At 72.6% G+C, this 23,552-nt stretch carries 18 protein-coding genes and 1 pseudogene; 11 read left to right on the top strand and 8 right to left on the bottom strand.

Features of this window, described 5'->3' with window-relative positions:
* Positions 1 to 114: 114 nt before the first annotated feature.
* The 5 genes from ACFY0P_RS21610 (at position 115) to ACFY0P_RS21630 (ending at position 6,263) form a co-directional block, all read left to right on the top strand.
* On the top strand, positions 115 to 1,122 hold the full coding sequence (locus ACFY0P_RS21610) for a hydroxyacid dehydrogenase (RefSeq protein WP_388915258.1): 1,008 nt from the start codon (positions 115 to 117) through the stop codon (positions 1,120 to 1,122).
* 71 nt (positions 1,123 to 1,193) lie between these two features.
* Entirely contained in the window at positions 1,194 to 2,261 is a 1,068-nt protein-coding gene (locus ACFY0P_RS21615) for a LacI family DNA-binding transcriptional regulator (RefSeq protein WP_388915261.1), read from the top strand.
* Positions 2,262 to 2,366: 105 nt separating this feature from the next.
* The gene (locus ACFY0P_RS21620) at positions 2,367 to 3,041 is read left to right on the top strand and encodes a pyridoxamine 5'-phosphate oxidase family protein (RefSeq protein ID WP_388915264.1); all 675 of its coding nucleotides are present in this window, start codon (positions 2,367 to 2,369) and stop codon (positions 3,039 to 3,041) included.
* Positions 3,042 to 3,098: 57 nt separating this feature from the next.
* Positions 3,099 to 4,418: a radical SAM protein gene (locus ACFY0P_RS21625; RefSeq protein ID WP_388915267.1), complete on the top strand. Its 1,320-nt coding sequence runs from the start codon at positions 3,099 to 3,101 to the stop codon at positions 4,416 to 4,418.
* A 333-nt stretch (positions 4,419 to 4,751) separates the two neighbouring features.
* Positions 4,752 to 6,263 carry a cellulose-binding domain-containing protein gene (locus tag ACFY0P_RS21630; protein ID WP_388915270.1) on the top strand — a complete coding sequence of 504 codons (1,512 nt, stop codon included), beginning with the start codon at positions 4,752 to 4,754 and terminating at the stop codon, positions 6,261 to 6,263.
* Between the two features lie 97 nt (positions 6,264 to 6,360).
* Here the strand turns inward: ACFY0P_RS21630 and ACFY0P_RS21635 are convergent, their stop codons facing one another.
* From ACFY0P_RS21635 to ACFY0P_RS21645, 3 genes are read right to left on the bottom strand one after another with little or no spacing between them, the layout of a single operon-like run.
* A complete protein-coding gene (locus ACFY0P_RS21635; RefSeq protein ID WP_388915273.1) occupies positions 6,361 to 7,362 on the bottom strand; it encodes an ABC transporter substrate-binding protein in 1,002 nt (333 codons plus the stop codon).
* Between the two features lie 50 nt (positions 7,363 to 7,412).
* Positions 7,413 to 8,447, bottom strand: a complete 1,035-nt coding sequence (locus ACFY0P_RS21640) for an ABC transporter permease (RefSeq protein WP_388915275.1) — start codon at positions 8,445 to 8,447, stop codon at positions 7,413 to 7,415.
* Positions 8,444 to 9,238, bottom strand: coding sequence for an ATP-binding cassette domain-containing protein (locus ACFY0P_RS21645; RefSeq protein ID WP_388915278.1), 795 nt, complete (start codon positions 9,236 to 9,238; stop codon positions 8,444 to 8,446). The genes ACFY0P_RS21640 and ACFY0P_RS21645 overlap by 4 nt, the downstream gene beginning before the upstream one ends.
* A 201-nt stretch (positions 9,239 to 9,439) precedes the next feature.
* Between ACFY0P_RS21645 and ACFY0P_RS21650 the strand changes: the two genes are divergently transcribed.
* Positions 9,440 to 10,456, top strand: coding sequence for a LacI family DNA-binding transcriptional regulator (locus tag ACFY0P_RS21650; RefSeq protein ID WP_388915281.1), 1,017 nt, complete (start codon positions 9,440 to 9,442; stop codon positions 10,454 to 10,456).
* A gap of 235 nt (positions 10,457 to 10,691) precedes the next feature.
* On the opposite strand, the gene ACFY0P_RS21655 is transcribed toward ACFY0P_RS21650, so the two are convergent.
* From ACFY0P_RS21655 to ACFY0P_RS21665, 3 genes are all read right to left on the bottom strand, one after another.
* Positions 10,692 to 12,470, bottom strand: a complete 1,779-nt coding sequence (locus ACFY0P_RS21655) for a DEAD/DEAH box helicase (protein WP_388915284.1) — start codon at positions 12,468 to 12,470, stop codon at positions 10,692 to 10,694.
* Between the two features lie 96 nt (positions 12,471 to 12,566).
* Positions 12,567 to 12,770, bottom strand: coding sequence for a cold-shock protein (locus ACFY0P_RS21660; protein ID WP_016578941.1), 204 nt, complete (start codon positions 12,768 to 12,770; stop codon positions 12,567 to 12,569).
* A 140-nt stretch (positions 12,771 to 12,910) separates the two neighbouring features.
* On the bottom strand, positions 12,911 to 14,230 hold the full coding sequence (locus tag ACFY0P_RS21665) for an acyltransferase (protein WP_388915288.1): 1,320 nt from the start codon (positions 14,228 to 14,230) through the stop codon (positions 12,911 to 12,913).
* Between the two features lie 361 nt (positions 14,231 to 14,591).
* Here ACFY0P_RS21665 and rsgA point away from each other — a divergent pair, with 361 nt between their 5' ends.
* From rsgA to ACFY0P_RS21680, 3 genes are all read left to right on the top strand, one after another.
* Entirely contained in the window at positions 14,592 to 15,686 is a 1,095-nt protein-coding gene (rsgA, locus tag ACFY0P_RS21670; RefSeq protein ID WP_388915291.1) for a ribosome small subunit-dependent GTPase A, read from the top strand.
* A 170-nt stretch (positions 15,687 to 15,856) separates the two neighbouring features.
* Entirely contained in the window at positions 15,857 to 17,317 is a 1,461-nt protein-coding gene (locus ACFY0P_RS21675; RefSeq protein WP_388915409.1) for a DNA-3-methyladenine glycosylase 2 family protein, read from the top strand.
* Between the two features lie 457 nt (positions 17,318 to 17,774).
* Positions 17,775 to 18,956: an SGNH/GDSL hydrolase family protein gene (locus ACFY0P_RS21680; protein WP_388915293.1), complete on the top strand. Its 1,182-nt coding sequence runs from the start codon at positions 17,775 to 17,777 to the stop codon at positions 18,954 to 18,956.
* Positions 18,957 to 18,960: 4 nt separating this feature from the next.
* Here the strand turns inward: ACFY0P_RS21680 and ACFY0P_RS21685 are convergent, their stop codons facing one another.
* Together ACFY0P_RS21685 and ACFY0P_RS21690 are read right to left on the bottom strand one after the other, a co-directional pair.
* Positions 18,961 to 19,446, bottom strand: a complete 486-nt coding sequence (locus ACFY0P_RS21685; protein ID WP_388915296.1) for a DUF456 domain-containing protein — start codon at positions 19,444 to 19,446, stop codon at positions 18,961 to 18,963.
* Between the two features lie 111 nt (positions 19,447 to 19,557).
* Positions 19,558 to 19,686: pseudogene (locus tag ACFY0P_RS21690) on the bottom strand (helix-turn-helix transcriptional regulator); the annotation flags it as partial.
* 552 nt (positions 19,687 to 20,238) lie between these two features.
* On the opposite strand from ACFY0P_RS21690, the gene ACFY0P_RS21695 reads away from it, so the two are divergent.
* On the top strand, positions 20,239 to 21,723 hold the full coding sequence (locus tag ACFY0P_RS21695) for a protein phosphatase 2C domain-containing protein (protein WP_388915299.1): 1,485 nt from the start codon (positions 20,239 to 20,241) through the stop codon (positions 21,721 to 21,723).
* A 78-nt stretch (positions 21,724 to 21,801) separates the two neighbouring features.
* Complete coding sequence (locus ACFY0P_RS21700; RefSeq protein WP_388915301.1) at positions 21,802 to 23,544, top strand: pyruvate dehydrogenase; 1,743 nt, start codon at positions 21,802 to 21,804, stop codon at positions 23,542 to 23,544.
* Positions 23,545 to 23,552 lie beyond the last annotated feature (8 nt).

Here is a 23,552-nt window from a genome sequence, read left to right on the forward strand (position 1 = left end):
TTCGAGAGTGTCCGTCCCCTCCGGGGGTGCCTGTCCATTGACCCTCTCATTCGCCGAGACCTACGGTAGAGACCGGTTGCTATCCGCGCGTCACCGAGCCGGAAGGTCACTTCCTTGCCCGAGCGTCCCCAGGCACTGTTCGCCATGTCAGCCCAGAACGTGCCGCACGTCTTCCCGCCGGAGGTGCTCGCGCGACTGCGTGAGTACGTAGAAATCGATCCCACTCTGGTGGCGCACGACTTCACCGACCCCCGGATACGGGAGACGCTCGCCCGCACCGAGGTGCTGGTCACCGGCTGGGGCTGCCCGGTCCTGGACGCCGCCGCCCTGGACGCGGCGCCGAAACTGCGGGCGGTGCTGCACGCGGCCGGCTCGGTCAAGGGCTTCACCACGCCCGAGGTCTGGCGGCGCGGCGTCGTCGTCTCCTCGGCCGCCGCCGCCAACGCGCTGCCGGTCGCCGAGTACACCCTCGCGATGATCCTGCTGGCCGGGAAGGGCGTCTTCGCCTTCCGCGACCTGCTGCGCACCCGCCGCGCCTTCCCGTACGGCGACATCGTCCCCGGCATCGGAAACTTCCACCGCCGGGTCGGCATCGTCGGTGCCTCCCGCATCGGCCGCCGGCTCATCGAACTCCTGCGCCCGTACGACCTGTCCGCCGCCCTCGCCGACCCCTACGTGGACGAGACGGAGGCCGCGCGGCTCGGCGTTCCGCTGCTGCCCCTTGACGAACTGCTGCGCACCTCGGACATCGTCACCGTGCACGCCCCCCAGACCCCGGAGACCCGGCATCTCCTCGGCGCCCGCGAACTCGCCCTGATGCCGGACGGCTCGGTACTGATCAACACCGCGCGCGGCTCCCTCCTCGACCACGACGCCCTGATCGAGGAGCTGCGCACCGGCCGCCTGACCGCGATCCTCGACGTGACCGACCCGGAGCCGCTGCCCGCCGACTCCCCCCTCTTCGACCTCCCGGGCGCCTTCCTCACCCCGCACCTGGCCGGCTCGCAGGGCAACGAGCTGGCGAGGCTCGGGCTCACCGTCGTGGAGGAGGCCGGACGGCTGCTCACCGGCGACGGCCTGCGGTACGCGGTCGACCACTCGGTCCTCGAGCGGGCCGCGTGACGGCCCGTCCGCCGGGGGCCTCCGGCCGTCTCGTAGGGTGACCTGAACACATGACGAAGGGGAGCCGAGCGGTGGCGAAGCGGACACAGCCGGCGCCGAACGGGGACGCCTCGACGGTACGGGACGTGGCCGCGCGGGCCGGGGTCTCCGCGTCGACCGTCTCCCGGGTCCTCGGCGGCACCTACCCGGTGGCCGCCGCCACCCGCGCGAAGGTCCTGAAAGCCATGCGCGAGCTGGACTACGTGGTCAACGCGCACGCCCGCGCGCTCGGCGGCGCCACCAACAACACGGTCGCCTTCGTCGTCGACGACGTCACCGGCCCCTTCTACGCGCACATCGCCCGCGGGGTGGAGGAGCAGGCCTCGGCGGAGGGCCGGCTGTGCATGCTCTGCACCACACACGGCGACCCGCGGCGCATCCTCGCCGTCGTGGAGACCATGCGGGAGCAGCGGGCCGACGCGGTGATCGTGGTGGGCGGCGCCCTTCAGGACAAGGCCTACCACGACCGGATGACCCACTTCGCGCACGCCCTGGACCGGTCCGGCTCCCGGCTGGTCCTCGTCGGCCGCCCGCCGCTCGGCCCCGGCGTCCCGGCCACGGTCGTCGACTACGACAACGAGGGCGGCGCCTTCGCCCTCACCGGCCACCTCCTCTCCGGCGGCCACCGGCGCATCGCCTACCTCGGCCGCGTCCCCGGCCTGTCCACCAGCGCCCAGCGCATCGCCGGCTTCACCCGCGCCCACGAACTCCTCGGCCTCGCCCCGGACCCCGGCCTCGTCCTCGACGGCGTCTTCTCCCGCTCCTACGGCTACCAGGCGACCCGGGAACTCCTCGCCTCCGGACGCGACTTCACCGCGGTCTTCGCGGCCACCGACATGATCGCCACCGGCGTGATCCAGGCCCTGCGGGAGTCGGGCCGCCGCATCCCCGACGACATCGCCGTGGCCGGCTACGACGACATCCCGGTCGCCCGGGACGTCTACCCGACGCTCACCACGGTCCACGTACCCCAGGAGGAGCTGGGCCGCGCCGCCGTCCGCCTCGCCCTGCACCGCGACGAGCTGCCGGACGGGCAGCATCTGGTGCTGGGGACGCACGTGGTGCTGCGGGAGTCGACGCGGCGGGCTGCCGGCGGCTGAGCGGCCGGGGCGTAAGGGCTGCGGATTTCGTCGTCAGATGCTTTGCTCGCTGCTGTAATCGATGACGCTATGGCCACCGTGCAGCGATATCGGTAGCGTGCGCGTATGACCCCTGACCGGCTGCCCCCACGCCTTCCCGCCACCGGTCTCACCCGCCATCGCCGGCTGCGCGAGCAGGGCAGCCTCGACCGGGCCGACCTGGAGGCGATCCTCGACGCCGGGTTCGTCTGCCATCTGGGGGTGGTGGTCGAGGGGCGCCCGCTGGTCGTGCCGACGGTGTACGGGCGGGACGAGCGGCAGCTGTACCTGCACGGCTCGGTCGCCAGCCGCAGCCTCGCGGGCGGGACCCCGGTGTGCGTCACGGTGACGCACGTCGACGGCCTGGTGCTGGCGCGGTCCGTCTTCGAGCACGGCGTCAACTACCGCAGTGCGGTGATCCACGGCACCGCCCGCAAGGTGACCGACCCCGAGGAGAAACTGACGGGCCTGCGCCTGCTCACCGAACACACGGCCCCGGGCCAGTGGTCGTACGCGCGCCGGCCGAACCGCAGGGAACTGGCCGCCACCACTCTGCTGGCCCTCTCCCTGGTAGAGGCCTCCGTCAAGATCCGTACCGGGGCGCCGGAGGACGGCGGCGGACCGGACGCGGAGCTGGGGCTGTGGGCCGGTGTCCTGCCGCTGACCTCGGCCTGGGGTGCGCCCGTGACGGATCCCGCACTGCCCCCGAACACCCCCGTACCGGGACACATCGCGCGCCGAGAGGGGACCCGGCACGGCTGACGGCGGGGCGGGGGCATACCGTGAGGAGTCGAACGCCTGAGCCGGGAGGAGACACGGATGGGCAGCCGTACCGCGCTGGTCGAGGATCTGATGGAGAGGTTCCCGCACGTACCACGGGAGGCCGTCTTCAAGGAGGACCTGCTCCGGGGCGGTGTGGCCTTCGACCCGTCCGCGCTGAGCGACAACGAGAGCGGCGAGGTCAAGCCGAAGTCGTACTTCATCTTCTCCTTCGACCACGGCACCCTGCCCGAGCTGGGTGAGGCCGCGCTGCGCCGGCCCCCGGAGGAGATCATCCTCACCGGCGGGCCGTACGACCTGCGGCGGACCGTGGTGTCGGTGCGGGTGAACCCGACCTCGCCGTACCGGGTGGCCGCCGACGAGGAGGGCGTGCTCGGGCTCTACCTCGACGGGAAGCGGATCGCCGACGTCGGGGTGCCGCCCATGCCGGAGTACTACCGGCACAAGCTCGCCAACGGGAAGTCCGTGATGGAGGTCGCCCCGACCATCCAGTGGGGCTACCTGATCTACCTCACCGTCTTCCGGGTCTGCCAGTACTTCGGCGCCAAGGAGGAGTGCCAGTACTGCGACATCAACCACAACTGGCGCCAGCACAAGGCGGCCGGGCGGCCGTACACGGGGGTGAAGGACGTCGAGGAGGTCCTCGAGGCCCTGGAGATCATCGACCGGTACGACACCGCCAAGGCGTCCACCGCCTACACGCTGACCGGCGGCGCGATCACCAAGACCGTCTCCGGGCGCGACGAGGCCGACTTCTACGGCCACTACGCCAAGGCCATCGAGGAGCGGTTCCCGGGGCGGTGGATCGGCAAGGTCGTGGCGCAGGCGCTGCCGCGGGACGACGTGCAGCGGTTCAAGGACTACGGCGTGCAGATCTACCACCCCAACTACGAGGTGTGGGACGAGTACCTGTTCAAGATGTACTGCCCGGGCAAGGAGCGGTACGTCGGCCGGGACGAGTGGCACAGGCGGATCCTGGACTCCGCCGAGATCTTCGGCGCGCGGAACGTGATCCCCAACTTCGTGGCCGGCGTGGAGATGGCCGAGCCGTTCGGGTTCAAGACCGTGGACGAGGCGATCGCGTCGACCACCGAGGGGCTCCGCTTCTTCATGTCGCACGGCATCACGCCCCGCTTCACCACGTGGTGCCCGGAGCCGACCACCCCGCTCGGCAAGGCCAACCCGCAGGGCGCCCCGCTGGAGTACCACATCCGGCTGCTCCAGGCCTACCGCCAGACGATGGAGGACTTCGGCCTCTCCTCGCCGCCCGGTTACGGCGAGCCCGGCCCCGGCCGTGCCGTCTTCTCCGTCAGTTCGTTCATGGACAGCCTGCCCGCGGAGGAGCCGACGAAGGTGTGACGCAGGGGGGCTCGGGGCTCGGCAGGGCGGGCGCAATTATTTACGGGAACGGTGAGTCGAAACGCGGTCGCTGTCCGTACCAGAGGCCGGAGTTGTGGGCCACGGCGGACACGAAGGTGTTCTCCGGGCGGTCGGCACGGCGGTTGACGTGACGCCGGGGGCCGGTGGTACAGGTGACGGGGAGAATCCGTGGCACGACCACCGGAAACCGGTTTTGCATATGCCGCTTGTCAGTTGTGCAGGAGACGTGAAAAGCTCTGGCCCTGCCGTGAGGTTCCCCCCAACTCCGTTGCCGATACGGTGAGTTGACCTTGCTTTGGATGCAGGAGACCCATGCCCGACCTGCCGACCCCTCAGGACGCCGCCGAGGCAGCGCTGTTCTCCGAATGCTGGGACGCGGTGCTCTCCTACGCCGACCTGTGCACGTCCGGCTCTCTGACGGCCAATCAGCTGGCCACCGAGGCCTTCACGCTCGGCATGCGTGAGGCCCGTGAGGCGGACTTCGCGCCGGTCCGCAGCTCCGGACGGCGCGCCACCCGGCTTCCCATGATCCCGCTGCTGCTCACCGCCGTGCGCAACACGGCCGCCACCTGGGAGGCCGGCGGGCTGGGGCACAAGCTCGATCCGGATCTCAGGCTGTGGCTCAACTCCGAGAAGGCCGCGCGCTACACGGGTCCGCCGTTGCAGCGGCCCGTCGCACTGCGCGGCCTGCGCGACATGCAGGACGCCGACGCCTCGCTGCTGTGGCTGGCCGAGGTGGAGGCGCTGCCGCTGTCCTCCGTGGCGCGCCGGCTCGGTCTCGACCAGGCCGTCGTCGCCCAGGAGTTGGACCAGGTGCGCGGACTCTTCCGCGACCGCTGCCACCGTGCCCACCTCGACACGCCGATGGCCGCCGAGTGCCGCAGCTACGCCCGGCTCCTCGACGCGGTCACCCGGTCCTCGGCGGCCGACACACCCGAGGACCTCTCCCGGCACCTCGCCACCTGTGTGCAGTGCGCCGAGGCCGCCGCCTGTCTGCGGCTGCACGGCGGCGGACTGCCCGCCGCGCTCGCCGGCGGGGTCGTCGGCTGGGGTGGCCTCGCCTACCTGGAGCGCCGCCGGCGCGCCGCCGAGGTGCGGCTCGGCGCGAGCCGCCCGGCCACCGCCGACCACGATGGCGGCGACCCCAAGGAGAGCGTCGGCCGGGGCAAGGTGCTGCGGCACGGCCTGCTCGGCGCGGCGGTGCTGATCTCGCTGCTGGCGCTCGGCGTGTCGATGATGCCGATGGGCGGCGGCTCCGGCGACGACACGGCCTCCGCCTCCCACGACGACCGTCAGCCGGTGGCCGACCCCACCGCCGTCGTCCCGTCGGCCGACCCGACCGCCACCCACACCGCCTCCGCCTCCGCGGCCCCCTCCTCCTCGGCCACCGCGGGAAAGCCGGGCCACAAGAACCCCGACCCGGAGCCCCAGGGCACCTCCTCGGCCACGGCCACGGCGAGCACCGGCCACCACGGCACCGCCTCCACCGGCCCCACCGGCCCCGCGGCGGCCACCTGCCGGGTCTCCTACGACCTGGTCAACCAGTGGACCGACGGCTTCCAGTCCACCGTCACCGTCACCACCAGCCAGGCGCTGACCGGCTGGCGGGTCCAGTGGTCCTTCCGGGACGGTCAGAAGGTCACCCAGATGTGGGACGCGACCGTGAGCCAGGACGGTGGCCGGGTCACCGCCGACGCCGCCGACTACAACCAGTCGGTCGCCGCGAACGGCACCCTGTCCTTCGGCTTCCTCGGCACCTGGAGCGGCAGCAACTCGGCGCCGTACGCCTTCACGCTGAACGGCGACTCCTGCTCGCTGAACTGAGCGAAGCCGCCCGTACGACGCGCGGCCGGGCGGACCCAAGGGGGTGGGTCCGCCCGGCCGCTGACCGTACGTCAGGGTCGTGTTCCGGAACCTCCGCTCAGCACTGCGACTTGTAGAAGTACCTGCTGACGGCCGGCTCGTTCATGTTGTCCTTGGTGATCGCCACCATGTCGGTGCCGATCGACTTGCTGACCGACTTGCCCTCGAAGGCGTTGGCGAGCTGGTCCACCGCCTGCCGGCCGATCGCCGCCGGGTCCTGGGCGACCAGCACCTGGAGGGTGCCCGCCTTCAGGGAGGCGATCTCGTCGGGCTCGGCGTCGAAGGCGGCCACCTTCACCGCGCCCTCCTTGCCGGCCTGCTTCAGGCCGGTGGCGATGCCCTGACCGGTGTTGGTGTTGCCCGCGAACACCCCGCCGAGGTCCGGGTGGGCGGCGAGCGTCGACTGGATCTGGGAGGCCGCGGTGGCCGGCAGGTCGTTGTCGTAGAGCGTGGGCAGCACCTTGATGTTCGGGTACTTGGCCATCTCCTCGGTGAAGCCCTTGATCCGCGCGTCGGTCGTGGACACACCGGGCTTGACGCTGATGACGATGACCGAGCCCTTCTCCTTCATCAGCTTGGCCAGCGCGTCGGCGGCGACCCGGCCGCCCTTCTCGTTGTCCGAGGAGATCCGGGTGATGCCGATCGAGGTGTCGGTCACCGTCGTGTCCACCAGCGCCACCTTGGTGCCGGCCGACTGGATCTGCTTGAGCGAAGGGGTCAGCGCGCTGGTGTCGACCGGCGAGATCAGCAGCCCGTCGGGCCGGGACGCGGCCGTCGAGTCGAGCAGCGGCCGCTGCACCGACACGTCCCACTGCGCGGAACCGTCGGCCTTGAAGTCCATCCCCTTGGCCTTGGCCTCCGCCTGCGCGGCACAGGTCATGGTGATGTAGAAGGGGTCGCTCTTCACCCCGGTGATCAGCCGGACCTTCTTGCCCTTGGCGCTGCCCGAACCGCCCGAGCCGCCACTGTCGTTCGACGAACCGCACGCCGAGGCCGCGCCCAGGGCCAGGACCGTGCCCACCGCGACCAGCAACCCGCGCCTGCTGCGAATGTTCCCCATCACAGAGTTCTCCTTAGTCACGAGCGATTCAGTAGTCACGAGTGATGCCGTCATGCACGTTCCCGGGTCTTCCTGCGCAACTGGTCGATGTAGACGGCCACGACCAGCACCACGCCCACCGCCACGTCCTGCCAGTACTGCTGGACGCCGATCACGATCAGCCCGGTGGTCAGCACCGCCGGGATGAACACACCGATCACCGTGCCCAGCACCGAACCCCGCCCGCCGAACAGGCTGGTACCGCCGAGGACCACCGCGGTGATCACCTTGAGGTTGTCCGTGGAGTGCCCGGCGATCGACGTCGTGCCGTACGAGGCCAGCCACATCACCGCGCCGAGCCCGGCCAGCAGCCCCATCAGGCCGTAGACCTTCACGAGTTGCCGGCCCACCGGAATGCCCGCTCGCCGTACGGCGGTCGGGTTCGAGCCGATCGCGAGGGTGTGCTCGCCGAACCGTGTGCTGCCGAGCACCGCGCCGAAGATCGCGGTCACCACGGCCGCCAGGATCACCATCCAGGGGATGCCCAGCACCTTGCCGAAACCGAGGCTGTTCTGCAGATGCGTGGAGGCCGCCCCGGCCGGGTCCTGGCCGCCGGTGGCGAGTTCGGCGATGCCCAGCGCCGCGCCGAGCCCGCCCAGCGTCACGATCAGCGGCGGCACCTTGCCGGTCGCCACCACCGCGCCTTGCAGCGCGCCCCACGCCGTACCCACCGCCAGCGCGATGACGACACAGAACGCGACCGTGCCCCAGCCCGAAGTCGCCCCGCCGTGATGGATGTTGTACTCACCCGCCGCCACCGCGGCCAGCACCAGCACCGAGCCGATCGACAGGTCGATGCCCGCCGTGATGATCACGAACGTCATGCCGACGCCGAGCACCAGGTAGATGGCCGCGTTCACGGCGATCTGGGTGATGTCGTACGTGGTGAAGAACTTGCCGGGCGCCGCGATCGTGAAGAACAGGACCAGCGCCACCAGGATGACAAAGGTCCACAGCTCGTTGAGGGTCGCCGCGCGGCGCACCCAGTCGGGCACCGCGGCCCGGCCGCCCGCGGCCACCGGGGCCTTCTCGCTCTGCGCCGTCATCGTGCGCCCTCCGCTTTCCCGGTGCCGTTCGGCCCGTCCAGCGAGCCGGTCATCGCCCCGACCAGCTCCTCGATCGTCGTGTCCGCGGCGGTGTACGACGCGACCCGCCGGCCCAGCCGCAGCACCTCCACCCGGTCCGCGACCGACAGCACCTCGGGCATGTTGTGGCTGATCAGCACGACGCAGATGCCCCGGTCGGCGACCCTGCGGACGGTCTCCAGGACCCGGGCGCGCTGGACCACGCCCAGCGCGGCGGTCGGCTCGTCCATGAAGATGACCTTGTGGGCGAAGGCGACGGCACGGGCCACCGCGACGGACTGCCGCTGCCCGCCAGACAACGTTGTCACAGCGGCCGTCACATCCTTGAGTTCCACACCGAGTTCGGCGAAGGCCTTGACCGCCTCCCGGCGCATCGTGGGCCGGTCGAGAACGCCGAGGCGCCCGAGCAGCCCCCCGCGCACGATCTCCCGGCCGAGGTAGAGGTTGGCCGCGGCGTCCAGGTCGGGCGCGAGCGACAGGTCCTGGTAGACGGTCTCCACGCCCTGCCGCTGGGCGTCCATCGGACCGGAGAACCGCACCGGCGCGCCGTCCAGACGGACCTCGCCGGCGTCGGGGGAGAGCACGCCCGACAGGACGTTCACCAGAGTGGACTTGCCGGCACCGTTGTCACCGATGAGGGCGACGACCTCGCCGGGGTATGCCGTGAAATCGGCGCCCGAGAGCGCCTGGACGTGGCCGAAACGCTTGACCACCCCATGTGCGGTGAGCAGTGGTTCCCTTGCAGAGGCCATGTTGTGCCTTCTGGTTGGTATCGTTAACAGCTTGGCTGATTCTTGGGGCGCCCGCGGCGGGGTGTCAAGGGTGGTGCAGCCGGTCGCCGAGCACGCTGGTCGCGCCCTCATCTCCCGCTGTTTGCAAGGCCGTTGATACGCATGCGAGTTGGTAACGTTAACGAGTCGACGCTCAAACGTGACGCAGGTGGAGGACGTGGCGTGGCAGCCACCCGGCCGACCATGAAGGACGTTGCCGCGGAAGCGGGCGTCAGCACGATGACGGTGTCCCGCGTCGTCAACGGCGATTCGGCCGTCGCCCCGCGGACCGCCGCGCGGGTGGAGGCCGCGGTCCGCAAGCTCGGCTACCAACGCGACGACGTGGCACGCCAGTTGCGCCGCACCCACGAACTGAGCCAGATCATCGGCCTGTTGGTCGACGACGTGACCGACCCCTTCATGGCCGCGGTCGCCTCCGCCGCCGAGGACGTCGCCCGGCAGCGCGGCAGCATCATGCTCATCGGCTCCAGCCGCGCCGACCTGCGCCGTGAGCGCGAGGTGATCGCCGCGTTCACCGCCCGCCGCGTCGACGGTCTGATCCTCACCCCGGCCGCCGGCAGCCACCGCTTCCTGCGCCCCGCGCAGGCGCAGGGCACGAAGATCGTGTGCGTGGACCGGGCGGCGCCCGGCCTGGACGTGGACGCCGTGGTGGTCGACAACTTCGGCGCGGTGCGCGGGGCCGTGGCGCAGCTGGTGGCACACGGCCACCGCAGGATCGGCTACATAGGCGACACGCCGAAGATCTGGACGTTCGGCGAACGCCGGCGGGGCTATCTGGCGGCGCTCGGGGCCGCGGGCATCACGGTCGACCCGGCGCTGGTCAGGGACGCCGTGCGCACCGGTCCGGAGGCGGCCGCGGCCGTCACCGGGATGCTGGCGCTGCCCGACCCTCCGACGGCCCTCCTCGCCGGCAACGAACTGCTCGCCTTCGGCGCCCTGACCGCGGCCCCCGCCGACCTCGCCTTCGTCGCCTTCGACGACTTCGCGCTCGCCGCCCGGCTGACCCCGCCCGTCACGGTGATCGCCCAGGACCCGGTGGCCCTCGCGACCAGCGCGGCCCACCTCCTGTTCGCCCGCATCCACGGCGACGTCTCACCACCACGCACGGTGGTCATGCCGACCCGGCTGATCCGGCGGGGGTCCGGGGAGATACCCGGGCCGTTCGTGGGAGGGGCGTAGGGCTTCGATGAGGGCGTGGTCCGGCCCGGATTCCGGGTGCGGGCCGGTGCGGGCGGGCCGCGCAGTTCCTCCCCCAGCCTTCGGCCGGGGGTACCCCCAGCGCCCCTTCAGGGCGCGACAGCGTTCGGGGTGTGGCGGCGTGGAGCGCCCCTTCAGGGGCGCGGGGAACTGCGCGACCAGCCACGATGGTGCCGCAGTCGACTGACGGCGTGGCGCGGCACTTCCGGCGGAGCGCTCAGGTGGCCGTGGTGCGCCGACCCCCTCGGCGGCCGGAGCCGTGGCCGCTCGTGCCGGCCGCCCCGCCGGACGGGGTGCGCCGGCGGGAGCCGCGGTCGTCCTTGTCGGAGGTGGTGCCGGCCGCGCCCCGGCGGTCGGAACCGCGGCCGGCCGCGCCGCCCGCAGCCCCACCGGACGCGGCCCGGCGGTCGGCACCACGGCCGTTGCCCGTGCCGACGGAACCGCGACCACTCGTGCCGGCGGCACCACGGCCACCCGCTCCTGGGGCATCCCCCGTGGCCCCCGCGGTTCCCTTGCGGCGGGCGGAACGGCCGTCCGCCGCGGGCGTGCCGGCTCGGCCGCCCGTGGCCGTACCCGTCGCCGTTCCGGCGTCGCCGCCGCGGCGTCGGCGGGCGGAGCGCCTGCCCGGCTTGGGGACGGTCTTCTGGTCCGGGCGGGACGCCGGGGGCGTCGCCGGCTGCGGGAGCTCGATGACGACGGGCACACCGGAAGGTTCACGGGCGCCGGTGAGGGTGGTCAGTTCGGCGTCGCCCGACGTGACGCGGGCCGTGCGGGGGCGGATTCCCGCGTCCGACATGAGCCGGGTGACGTCCCGCTTCTGCTCGGGCAGGACCAGCGTGACGACACTGCCGGAGCCCCCGGCGCGGGCCGTACGGCCGCCCCGGTGGACGTAGTCCTTGTGGTCGGTCGGGGGATCGACGTTCACGACGAGGTCGAGGTTGTCGATGTGTATGCCCCGGGCCGCGACGTTCGTCGCCACCAGAGCGGTGACCTGGCCGTTCCTGAACTGCTCCAGCGTGCGGTTGCGCTGCGGCTGGGAGCGGCCGCCGTGCAGCGCCGCCGCGCGCACGCCGACGGCCAGGAGCCGCTTGGCGAGCCGGTCGGCGGATCTCTTGGTGTCGAGGAAGAGGATGACCCGGCCGTCGCGGGCCGCGATGCGCGTGGTGACGGCCTTCTTGTCGGTCTCGTCCTGGACGTGGAGCACATGGTGCTCCATGGTGGTGACCGCCCCCGCGGACGGGTCCACGGAGTGCACCACGGGGTCGGACAGGAACCGCTGCACCAGACGGTCGATGTTGCGGTCGAGGGTGGCCGAGAAGAGCAGCCGCTGTCCGTCGGGCCGTACCTGCTGGATCAGCTTGGTGATCTGCGGCAGGAAGCCCATGTCGGTCATCTGGTCGGCCTCGTCCAGCACCGTGATGCGGACGTCGCCGAGTACGCAGTCCCCGCGTTCCACGAGGTCGTTGAGCCGGCCCGGACTCGCGACGACCACCTCGGCGCCGCGCCGGAGGGTGGCGGCCTGCTTGGTGATCGACAGTCCGCCGACGACCGTGGCCACCCGGAGGTTCACCGCCGTGGCGTAGGGGGTCAGCGCGTCCGTCACCTGCTGGGCGAGCTCACGGGTGGGCACCAGCACGAGTGCGAGGGGCGCCTTGGGCTGCGCGCGCAGCCCCGCCGTACGGGCGAGGAGCGCCAGCCCGAACGCGAGGGTCTTGCCGGAACCGGTGCGCCCCCGGCCCAGCAGGTCACGCCCGGCGAGTGAGTTGGGCAGCGTGGCGGCCTGGATGGGGAACGGGGTGGTCACGCCCTGCGCGGTGAGGGTCTTCAGCAGCGCCGCGGGCATGTCCAGAGCGGCGAAGTCCTCGACGGCGGGAAGCCCCGGTGTCGTGTTCTCCGGCAGCCGGAACTCACGCGCCGACGACCCGGACGGCGGGGACGCCGCGGAGGACGTGGACGACGAGGTGCGCCTGTTCGGCTTCTGGGGCCTGCGGGACATGCGGCTGTCTGCCTTCCTGGAACAGCACAAACCGGGGTCCGCACCATGACGATACGGACCCCGGCGAGTGGAAAAGCGCGGATACGCGTCCGGCGATCAGGCGGGGACGATGTTCTCCGCCTGCGGGCCCTTCTGGCCCTGCGTGACGTCGAAGGAGACCCGCTGGCCCTCCTGGAGCTCACGGAAGCCCTGGGACTGGATGTTCGAGTAGTGGGCGAACACGTCCGGGCCGCCGCCGTCCTGCTGGATGAAGCCGAAACCCTTTTCGGCGTTGAACCACTTCACGGTTCCCTGTGCCATGACCTTCTCCGATCTGTAGGCAGAGGCCCCATCCGGAGATGCCGGTAAAACAACTAATGCGCCTGCAGGAGAAACATTCCCGTCAGGCGCACATAGGTTCATGGGTACCACAACTGCAACTGTGCAACCGTAGCACAGCCTCAGACCCGGTCCGGAGCGCGCGTGGCCTCGGGCTGCCCGACGCGCTCGGTGGCCGTCCACCGGGGAAGCATCACCAGCACCGTGCCCAGCGCCAGACCCATGGCGGGCAGCACGGGGAACCGGCCGTCCGGCGCGAAGCCCCGCACGGCGAAGCTGCCCAGAGCGGCGACGACCATGGCCAGCCCCACCCACAGCGGCCACGCGCGGCGCAGACCGGCGTCCGGGACGGTCCGCCCGTACAGCACGCCCAGCCCGCGTTCCGACGGTCGCAGTGCGGAGACGACGCAGGCCAGGACGGCGCCCAGCACCAGCAGCCACGGCACGCGCAGTCCCCACCACGCCGCGGACCCGAGCGTCGGCTCGGGCGCGAGGCCGGTCAGGTAGAACGCGGCGGCGACGATCAGCACCGGCAGCATGTGCCACAGATACAGCGTCATACTGGCCGCGCCCACGGGGCGGACCACCCGCCACACCCGCTCGCGGTCCAGCAGCCGCCGCAGCTGCGGCGCCGCCAGGAGGCTCACACCGACCTGGGCGACCACCCACGCCAGCATCGCGGCCGACGGCGGATTGGTGTTGCTCGGACTCTGCCCGGTCACCAGGATCAGACTCACCGGGAACGGCCCGAGGGCCACGAGCGCGGCGAAGGCCAGACCGCCGCCCGCCGCCATCGCGAGCGGCACAAGCCGACGGCCGGTCAGCAGACCGTCCCGCCAGCAGAAGCCCAGCTGATAGGCGACACCCCACACGAGCACGTAGTTCAGCAGCCCGACACAGGGCGTGTGCACGGTCACCACGAGGGCGTCGGCCGCCAGGGCGACCGCCCCCAGCACCGGCGGGACGCGCGGTCCCCACCGCAGGTGCGCCGCGTACAGCGGCGGCGTCAGGGCGCTGAGCAGCAGATACACCGGCAGGAACCAGAACTGCATCGCCATCGCCCACCCCACCAGCGCCAGCGTGTCCGCATCCACGCCGACCGCCGCGCAGATGCCGACGGCGAGCAGCACCGCACCGCTGTAGACGGCCACCGGAAGAAGCAGCCGCAGCGCCCGCCGCCCCAGCCACCCCGCGGGCGTACCCCCGGCCGCCCGGGCCCGTGCCCAGGAACCGCCGGCTCCATGGCCACCGGCCAGGAAGAACAGCGGCATGATCTGGAACCCGAGAGTCAGCCACTGGGTCCAGGGCACGACCGCCAGCAGCTCCGGGGCGGTGATCCGTCCGTCGGGCTCCCGGACCAGGGCCGTGATCAGCCAGTGGCCGAGCACCACCAGCACGATCGCCCACGCGCGCAGGAAGTCGACGTAACGGTCTCTGCTCATGGCCGTCATGTTCCCGTGGCCCCGGCGGCGCCGCGGCGGGAAGTCCGGGCCGCAACCGATCCGTGCCCGGTACGACACCACCCGCGAGGCCCACGAGGCCCGGGCAACCCGGTCGCGAAGGAGAGCCCCCTGACCCCGATCCGCAATTCGGTGGCGGCGCGGTGCGGTCAGCCTCTAAGGTCGGTGGAGTTGGAGCGGCTACCCCCGGGTGCCGCGGGTGAGTTGGCTCGATCAGGGAGGTGTTGACCGATGGCTGCCGTTGCGGTGGGCGTTGCCCGCGACCAGAAGTTCATCCATTCCACCTCCGCGGCCACCGGCTGACCTCTCAGCTTTCCGGGGCCGCCCCTGTGAAGGGTCACCCTTGACTTCCAGCTCCGCTGTTTTCTCCGCACTCGCTCCCTACGGCTGGGACGAGACCTGGGCGAAGGAGTTCGCCCCCTACGACACCGAGGGACTGCTCGCCGGGCGGGTCGTCCGGGTCGACCGCGGGCAGTGCGACGTCGTCACCGCCGGCGGCCTGGTGCGCGCCGACACCGCGTTCGTCACCCCGCACGATCCGCTGCGCGTCGTGTGCACCGGCGACTGGGTCGCCGTGGAACCCGGCGGCAACCCCCGTTACGTACGCGCGTATCTGCCGCGCCGTACCGCCTTCGTGCGCTCCACCTCCTCCAAGCGGTCCGAGGGGCAGATCCTCGCCGCCAACGTCGACCACGCGATCGTCGCGGTGTCCCTGGCGGTCGAACTCGACCTCGGCCGCATCGAACGGTTCCTGGCGCTGGCCTGGGAGTCCGGGGCGCAGCCGGTCGTGGCCCTCACCAAGGCCGACCTGGTCCCGGACCCGGTGACCCTCGCGCACCTCGTCCAGGACGTCGAGACGACGGCCCCGGGCGTGCCGGTCCTCACGGTCAGCGCGCACGCGGGCGACGGCCTCGAGACGCTGGTCGGCCTCGTCGGCTCCGGTACGTCGGTGCTGCTCGGCCAGTCCGGCGCCGGCAAGTCCACCCTCGCCAACGCGCTCCTCGGCGAGGACGTGATGGACGTCCGGGCCGCCCGGGACGTCGACGGCAAGGGCCGCCACACCACCACCACCCGCAACCTGCTCGCCCTCCCGGGCGGGGGCGTGCTGATCGACACGCCCGGACTGCGGGGCGTGGGGCTGTTCGACGCCGAGACCGGCGTCGGGCAGGTGTTCGCCGAGATCGAGGAACTGGCGGAGGGCTGCCGGTTCTCCGACTGCGGACACGAGAGCGAGCCGGGCTGCGCCGTGCGCTCCGCGGTGGAGGCCCAGGAGCTGCCCGTACGCCGGCTGGAGAGCTACCGCAAGCTCATGCGGGAGAACCAGTGGATCGTCGCGAAGACCGATGCGCGGCTCCGGGCCGAGATCAAGAAGGACTGGAAGAAGAGGGGCGCGGAGGGGAAGGCGGCGATGGAGGCGAAGCGAGGGCGGCGGCGGTAGCGGTGGAAGGGCCGCTTCGGGTGCGTGGGGCCGAGCGCGCACCCGCGGCGGCAGCCGCACGTCGACACCGCCCCGCGCCCCTGGCGGGGCGCTGTCACTCCCGGGGGCTCCAGCCTCATGTCCGATTCCCGCCAGCCCTCTTTCCTCCCGTCGCCCACACTTGAGCCGTGATGGACGAAGACACCAGGTACGAGGCGGTCCGCAGCCGGGACGGCCGGTTCGACGGCGCGTTCTTCTTCGCCGTCGAGACCACCGGCATCTACTGCCGCCCCAGCTGCCCCGCCGTCACCCCGAAGCGGCGCAACGTCCGCTTCTTCCCCACCGCGGCCGCCGCGCAGGGCTCCGGTTTCCGGGCCTGCCGCCGGTGCCGCCCGGACGCGGTCCCCGGCTCCGCCGAGTGGAACATCCGTGCCGATGTCGTCGGCCGGGCCGTACGGCTGATCGGCGACGGCGTGGTGGACCGGGAGGGTGTCGGCGGGCTCGCCGACCGGCTCGGCTACAGCGCACGCCAGGTGCAGCGGCAGCTCACCGCCGAGCTCGGCGCCGGCCCCGTCGCCCTCGCCCGGGCCCAGCGGGCGCACACCGCGCGCACGCTGCTCCAGACCACCGAGCTGCCGATCACGGAGATCGCGTTCGCGAGCGGCTTCGCCAGTGTCCGGCAGTTCAACGACACCGTTCGCGCCGTGTACGCCACCACCCCGAGCGGGCTGCGCGAGGCCGCGCCCGGCGGCCGCGGCGCACGGCGCGGCTCCCCGGCCGCCGGCATCCCGCTGCGGCTCGCCCACCGCGGCCCGTACCAGGCCGCCCCCGTCTTCGACCTGCTGGAACGAGAGGCCGTGCCCGGCATCGAGGAGATCACCGGCGCCCCTGGCGCGCGCACCTACCGCCGCACCCTGCGGCTGCCCTACGGCCATGCCGTCGTCGCCGTCGAGGAGCGGACCGGTACGACCGCCGCGACCGGTGCGGGCCTCGGCGCGCATCCCGGCGGCTGGCTCGACGCGCGGCTGCGCCTGACCGACCCGCGCGACCTGACCACCGCCGTACAGCGGCTGCGCCGGCTGTTCGACCTCGACGCCGATCCGTACGCCGTCGGCGAGCGGCTCGCCGAGGACCCGCGGCTCGCTCCGCTGGTCGCCGCCCGGCCGGGGCTGCGGTCACCCGGCGCCGCGGACCCGGCCGAGGCCGCCGTCCGGGCCCTCGTCGGCACCGCCGGCGCCGAGCGGCTGGTACGGCGGTACGGCAGGGCGCTGGACGCTCCGTCCGACGGCCCCACGCACCTCTTCCCCGAGCCCGCGGTGCTCGCGGGAGCGGAGCCCGACGGCAGCCTCGGCGCGCTTGCCGCGGCGCTCGCCGACGGGACGCTTCGGCTGGATCCGGGCGCCGACCGGGACGAGGCGGAGGGGGCGCTGCGGTCCCTTCCCGGGATGGACCCCGCGATCGTCGCCACCATCCGCGCCCGCGCCCTCACCGACCCCGACGTCGCGCTGCCCGGCCTGCCCGGCCTCGACGTACCGGACGAGTGGCGGCCCTGGCGGTCGTACGCCGTCCGGCACCTGCTGCTGGCAGCAGAGTCGAGGAACGGCTCGCCGCCCACTTCGCCGGCGAACTCAAGGAGTTCCGGCTGGAGTTGAGCGGAAGGTGCAGCTCCTGACGTTGGCGGGAGCGGTGGGCTGAGGCGGGGGCGGGGACGCTTACCGGCGCTTGCGGGGTGCCTCCCCCAGAGGGGGGACCCCCAGCGCCCACCCTCCCCCCGCTCTCGGCTTCGCTCGAGCGGGGGGACCCCCATCGCCCCAGCGGCACGACTGCCCGCGGTAAGGTTGAAGGCACGGCTGGGCAACGCCCCGTGAGGGGCGCTGGGGGTACCCCCGGCCGAAGGCTGGGGGAGGAACTGCGCGATCAGCTCCCACTCGCCCGCAGTCATGGAACAACCGTCACCGCCTTTCCGCTCCCACTCGCCCGCAGTCGAACCGCTCTCCGGCCGCTGTCGCCGCGCTCCGCCACCCGGGTGGTCTCGTAGTCGAGTTGCTGTTCAGGGCCGCGCCCGTATGTCACCTTCCCGTCCAGTAGGCCTCGGAAGGGCAGGTGGGGATGGGCAAGGTCGGGCGAGTGCTCGTGGTGGCGTTGTTGTCGGTGATGGGGGTGAGCGGGCGGGCCGGTGCCGATCCGGAGCTCTCGCTCTGGGCGGGGAGCTGGGAGGCCGCGCCCTCCGGTACCGAAGCGGCGGTGCCCGGCGCCGCGTACCGCAATGTCGTTCACCTGAGCGTCGGCGGCGGCGAGGTGCGGGTGAGGGTCAGCAACCGGCTCGGCAGCGCCCCGCTCCGGCTCGGAGCCGTCACCGTCGCCCTGCGGCAGGGCACCGGCCCGGCCGCCGTCCCCGGCTCGATGCGCGCCGCGACCTTCGGGGGCGCCGGCACCGCCGTCGTACCCGTCGGACAGGACCTGGTCAGCGACCCGGTGCCGCTCACCGTGCCGGCCGCCGCCGACCTGCTGGTCAGCGTCGAGACCCCGGGCGACTCCGGGCCCGCCACCTACCACCGGGTCGCGCTCCAGACCAGCTACCTCGCCGAGGACGGCACCGGCCGGGCCGACGACGAGGACGGGGGCGCCTACACCCGCACCACCGGCCACTGGTACTACGTCACCGGCGTCGACGTGCAGGCCGTGACCCGCGGCACCGTGGTCGCCTTCGGCGACTCCCTCACCGACGGCAACGGCACCAGTATGGACGCCAACCACCGCTGGCCCGACCGCCTCGCGGAGCGGCTGCGGCCCTTCCGGGTCGGCGTCCTCAACGCCGGGATCTCCGGCAACCGGCTCCTGCTCGACAGCACCGGAGGACCGGGAGCCCTCAGGCGCCTGGACGCCGACGGGCTCGACCGGAGCGGGGTCCGGACCCTGGTCGTCCTCGAAGGCATCAACGACATCAAGGGCACCCCGGAGGCCACCGACCCCGCCGACTTCGTGCGGGCGTACCGGACCATCGTGGCCCGCGCCCACGAGCGCGGGATCCGGGTGGTCGGCGCGACCCTCACCCCGTACGGGGGGTACAGCGCGTACACCGCCGCCCGCGAGGCCGTACGGCAGCGGGTGAACGCGCTGATCCGCACCGGGCAGGTCTTCGACGCGTACGTCGACTTCGACGCCGTCGTACGGGATCCGCAGCAGCCCGGCCGCATCCTGCCCGCCTACGACCCCGGCGACCACCTGCACTTCAACGACACCGGCACGCGTGCCCTCGCCGACGCCGTGCCGCTCGCCGACCTGCTCTGAGCGCTCAGCCGGACCAGATCACCGCCGTCAGCCAGCCGGCCGTGACCAGCAGGCACGCGAACAGCTCGGCCAGCACGCTGGAGCCGCCCGCGTTCATCGCGGTGCGCAGGGCGGCCCGCGCCTCGGCGTGCCGGCCGAGACGGAGGCGTTCGTGCAGGTAGATCCCGGCCATGAAGCCGGGGATCGCGCCGAGGACGGGGAGCAGGACGAAACCGAGGACGGCGCCGGTTCCGGCGTACACGCCCATCCGGGGGGTGGCACCGCTCGCCCGGAGCCGGCGCGGGGGCAGCACCCAGCGGACCACCAGTGCCACCAGCAGCACCAGGGTCGCCCCGACCAGGACCGTCCAGGCCACCGGGCGTGGGTCGTACAGCGCCCACCACAGCACCGCGGCCCACACCAGCCCCGTCCCCGGCGCCCCGGGCACCAGCACCCCGCACAGGCCGAGCACCAGCACCAGGCCGACCAGCAGGAGTTCCCCTGCTCCCATCTGCCCAGAGTGCCGGACGGCCGGCGGATGCGCAGGTCAGTTCCGGGTCACCCAGCCCCGCTCGTACGCGTGCCAGCCCAGCTGCATGCGGGTCGAGACCCCGGCCAGCTCCGCGCGCTCGGTGTCCGGCTCCGCCAGCGTCAGACGCCGCGCCAGACCGGGCACGTCGGCGGCGCCCGCGGACACCAGCGCCCGGTACGCCGACTCGTCCCGTTCGTCCAGCCCCAGCGCTGCCAGCATCGACCCGCGTCCCTCCCTCGAAGCCCGGTGGCATGGCGGGAACCGGCCACGGCGCAAACCCGCCGCGGCCCGTCATCGCCGTACCGCGCGTCACTCTGCCAAGATCACGTCACCGCAGCACCTTCGCACGGAGAACCGATCCGCCGTTCACAGCCGGCCACCAGGAAGACCCGTCACAATCTGGCCTTCCGGTCGGCGCAGTGGCGTTCGGCCGTGTGAACGGTGACCGGCCCCATGACGCGCGTACGCGTAGGGGATCTGGGGCCGGTCACTCCGGTGTCGCCGGGTGGTTCTCCCGTGGGGGGTGGGACCACCCGGCGACTCACAGGTGTCAGCCCCTGGCGTCCGCGGCAACGCCCGCACTCCCGTCGACCCTTGTCAGGCGCGCCTCGCCCGCGCCGTCCGTGCCGTCCGGCACACGCGTGTCGTCGATCCCCTTTCCTCGTACGGGTGTTCAAGATGTCCCCCGTCATGCCCTTCGAGACGGGGTCCGGTACGGGATTTTCCTGATGCCCCGTTTTCATCCGGCCCGTGCGGTGGACAATTAGGGGCATGAGCCAGCCAGGGGGTAGGCCCACCCGTCACGAGGACGACTGGTGGGGGCAGTTGTACGACGACTCCACCGAGGACACCGGACCCACGCCCGCACCCGATTCCCTGGACGACCGCTTCGCCTCGGCGAAGAAGACGGTGGGGGGACGGCGGGACGTCACCGTGGAACCGGGCGACGAGCAGCCACCGCCGACCGTGCCGGCCCAGCGGGCGCCCTCCGCCCCCGCCGAGGAGACCAGGGCCGCTCCGAAGACCTGGCCGTGGGACGAGGAGGACCAGGAGCTGCTGGAGGCGGACGACGACCCGGCGGACCTCCACCCCGGCACCCGGCTCGACCTGCCCGCGCCGCCCTCGCATGCCGCCCCGGAAGCACTGGAAGCCGCGGAAGCCCGGGAGGTTCCGCAAGCCTCGGAGGTTCCACAGGCCTCGGAGGTTCCGCAGGCCCTGGAGGCTCCGCAGGGCCCGGAAAGCCGGGACGCCTCGGCCGCCGTGGCCGTCCCGGCCGCCGCCTCGGCCTCCTCCGTGGACTACGTCGGCTCCGGACCGCCCACCTACGACGCCGAGCCCACGGCCCTGCCCGCCGCCGACCCCGACGAGCTCGACGACCTGGTCGCCGACACCGTCCTGGACGGCGCCCGGTACGGTCCCTGCACCCTGCGGGCCGTCTCGCAGCGCGGTGACTCCGCCCGGTACCGGGGCGAACCGCGCCGCGACGCCCTGCTCACCGCCCGGTTCGGGGCCGGCGATCAGGCCCTGGTCCTGGTGGCGATGGCCACCGGTGCCCGGGCCACCCCCGGCGCGCACCGGGCCGCCGCCGAGCTGTGCGAGTGGATCGCCCGGGGCGTGGGCCGCAGCCACCGGCGGCTCACCGAGGACATCCAGGCGGCCCGCCGCGGCGACCTCAAGTCCGGGCTGCACCGGCTCACCGACCGCAGCCTCGGCAAGCTCCGGGCCAGCGCCGCCGAACAGGGCATCGCCCCCGAGGAGTACGCGGCCAGCCTGCGCTGCCTCCTCCTCCCCGCCCACCCCCAGTGCCGTACCCGCGTCTTCTTCGGGGTCGGCGAGGGCGGCCTGTTCCGGCTGCGGGGCGGTGAGTGGCAGGACATCGAACCGCGCGTCGACACGGACACCGCCGGTGAACCCGTGCTCGGCTTCGGCTCGCTGCCCTCCGAGACCCCGGCGGGCGACCGGCTCACCATGGACCTCGGCATCCCGACCCCGCCCAGCCCCTACGAACCGGCCCCCGAGCCGCCCCGCGACCCGTTCCTGTTCCGGGCCTCGGTAGCCCGCCCGGGTGATGCCCTGGTGATGTGCACGGGCGGCCTCGCCGACCCGCTGCGCGGCGAGCCCGCACTCTGCGCCTACCTGGCCCGACGCTGGTCCGGCCGCACCCCGCCGGGCCTCGCCGCGTTCCTCGCGGACGCCCAGGTCCGGGTCAAGGGGTACGCCGACGACCGTACGGCGGCGGCCGTCTGGGAGGCGTGAGCGCGCCCTCTGTGGATACATGGAAGGGCGTCGCGGGGGGAGCCGGAGATCCGCGCAGCCGAAGGGTGCCCGACCGCCATGGCCAAGCAGAACGTCGCCGAACAGTTCGTCGACATCCTCGTCCGCGCCGGGGTGCGCCGCCTCTACGGCGTCGTCGGCGACAGCCTCAACCCGGTCGTGGACGCCGTCCGCCGCAACGCCGCCATCGACTGGATCCACGTCCGCCACGAGGAGACCGCCGCCTTCGCGGCCGGCGCCGAGGCCCAGATCACCGGCACGCTGGCGGCCTGCGCCGGCTCCTGCGGGCCGGGCAACCTGCACCTCATCAACGGCCTGTACGACGCCCACCGCTCGATGGCCCCGGTCCTCGCCCTCGCCTCGCACATCCCCTCCAGCGAGATCGGCCTCGGCTACTTCCAGGAGACCCACCCCGACCGGCTCTTCCAGGAGTGCAGCCACTACAGCGAGCTGATCTCCAGCCCGCAGCAGATGCCCCGGCTGCTCCAGACCGCCATCCAGCACGCGGTCGGCCGCAGCGGGGTGAGCGTGGTGAGCCTGCCCGGTGACATCGCCGACCAGCCCGCCCCGGAGCAGTCCGCCTCGGCGGCCATCGTCACCTCCCGGCCCACCGTCCGCCCCGGCGACGCCGAACTCGACAAGCTGGTCGCGATGATCGACGCGGCGGACAAGGTGACCCTGTTCTGCGGCAGCGGCACGGCGGGCGCCCACGCGGAGGTCATGGAGCTGGCGGAGAAGGTCAAGTCCCCGGTCGGCCACGCCCTGCGCGGCAAGGAGTGGATCCAGTACGACAACCCGTACGACGTCGGCATGAGCGGGCTGCTCGGCTACGGCGCCGCCTACGAGGCCACCCACGAGTGCGACCTGCTGATCCTGCTCGGCACCGACTTCCCGTACAACGCCTTCCTCCCCGACGACGTGCAGATCGTGCAGGTTGATGTGCGCCCCGAGGTCCTTGGCCGCCGCTCCCGCCTGGACCTCGCGGTGTGGGGCGACGTGCGCGAGACGCTGCGCTGTCTGGTGCCGCGGGTGCGGGCCAAGGAGAACCGGCGGTTTCTCGACCGGATGCTGAAGAAGCACGCGGACGCGCTGGAAGGGGTGGTGAAGGCGTACACGCGGAAGGTCGAGAAGCACGTCCCGATCCATCCCGAGTACGTGGCCTCGGTCCTCGACGAACTCGCGGACGACGACGCGGTGTTCACCGTCGACACCGGCATGTGCAACGTGTGGGCGGCCCGGTACATCTCGCCCAACGGCCGCCGCCGGGTCATCGGTTCCTTCTCGCACGGCTCGATGGCCAACGCGCTGCCGATGGCGATCGGCGCCCAGTTCACCGACCGGCGGCGGCAGGTCGTGTCGATGTCCGGGGACGGCGGATTCGCCATGCTGATGGGCGACTTCCTGACCCTGGTCCAGTACGACCTGCCGGTGAAGGTGGTCCTGTTCAACAACTCCGCGCTGAGCATGGTCGAGTTGGAGATGCTGGTCGCGGGGCTGCCCGCGTACGGCACCGGCAACACCAATCCCGACTTCGCCGCCGTCGCGCTGGCCTGCGGAGCCTACGGCGTGCGGGTCGAGAAGCCCAAGCAGCTCGCGGGTGCGCTGAAGGACGCCTTCAAGCACAAGGGGCCGGCCCTGGTCGACGTGGTGACCGACCCCAACGCGCTGTCCATCCCGCCGAAGATCAAGGCCGAGATGGTCACCGGCTTCGCGCTCTCCGCGTCCAAGATGGTCCTCGACGGCGGCGTGGGCCGGATGGTCCAGATGGCCCGCTCCAACCTGCGCAACGTGCCCCGGCCGTGACGCGGGGC

The organism is Streptomyces sp. NPDC001714 (assembly GCF_042892755.1).
Classification (GTDB): Bacteria; Actinomycetota; Actinomycetes; order Streptomycetales; family Streptomycetaceae; genus Streptomyces.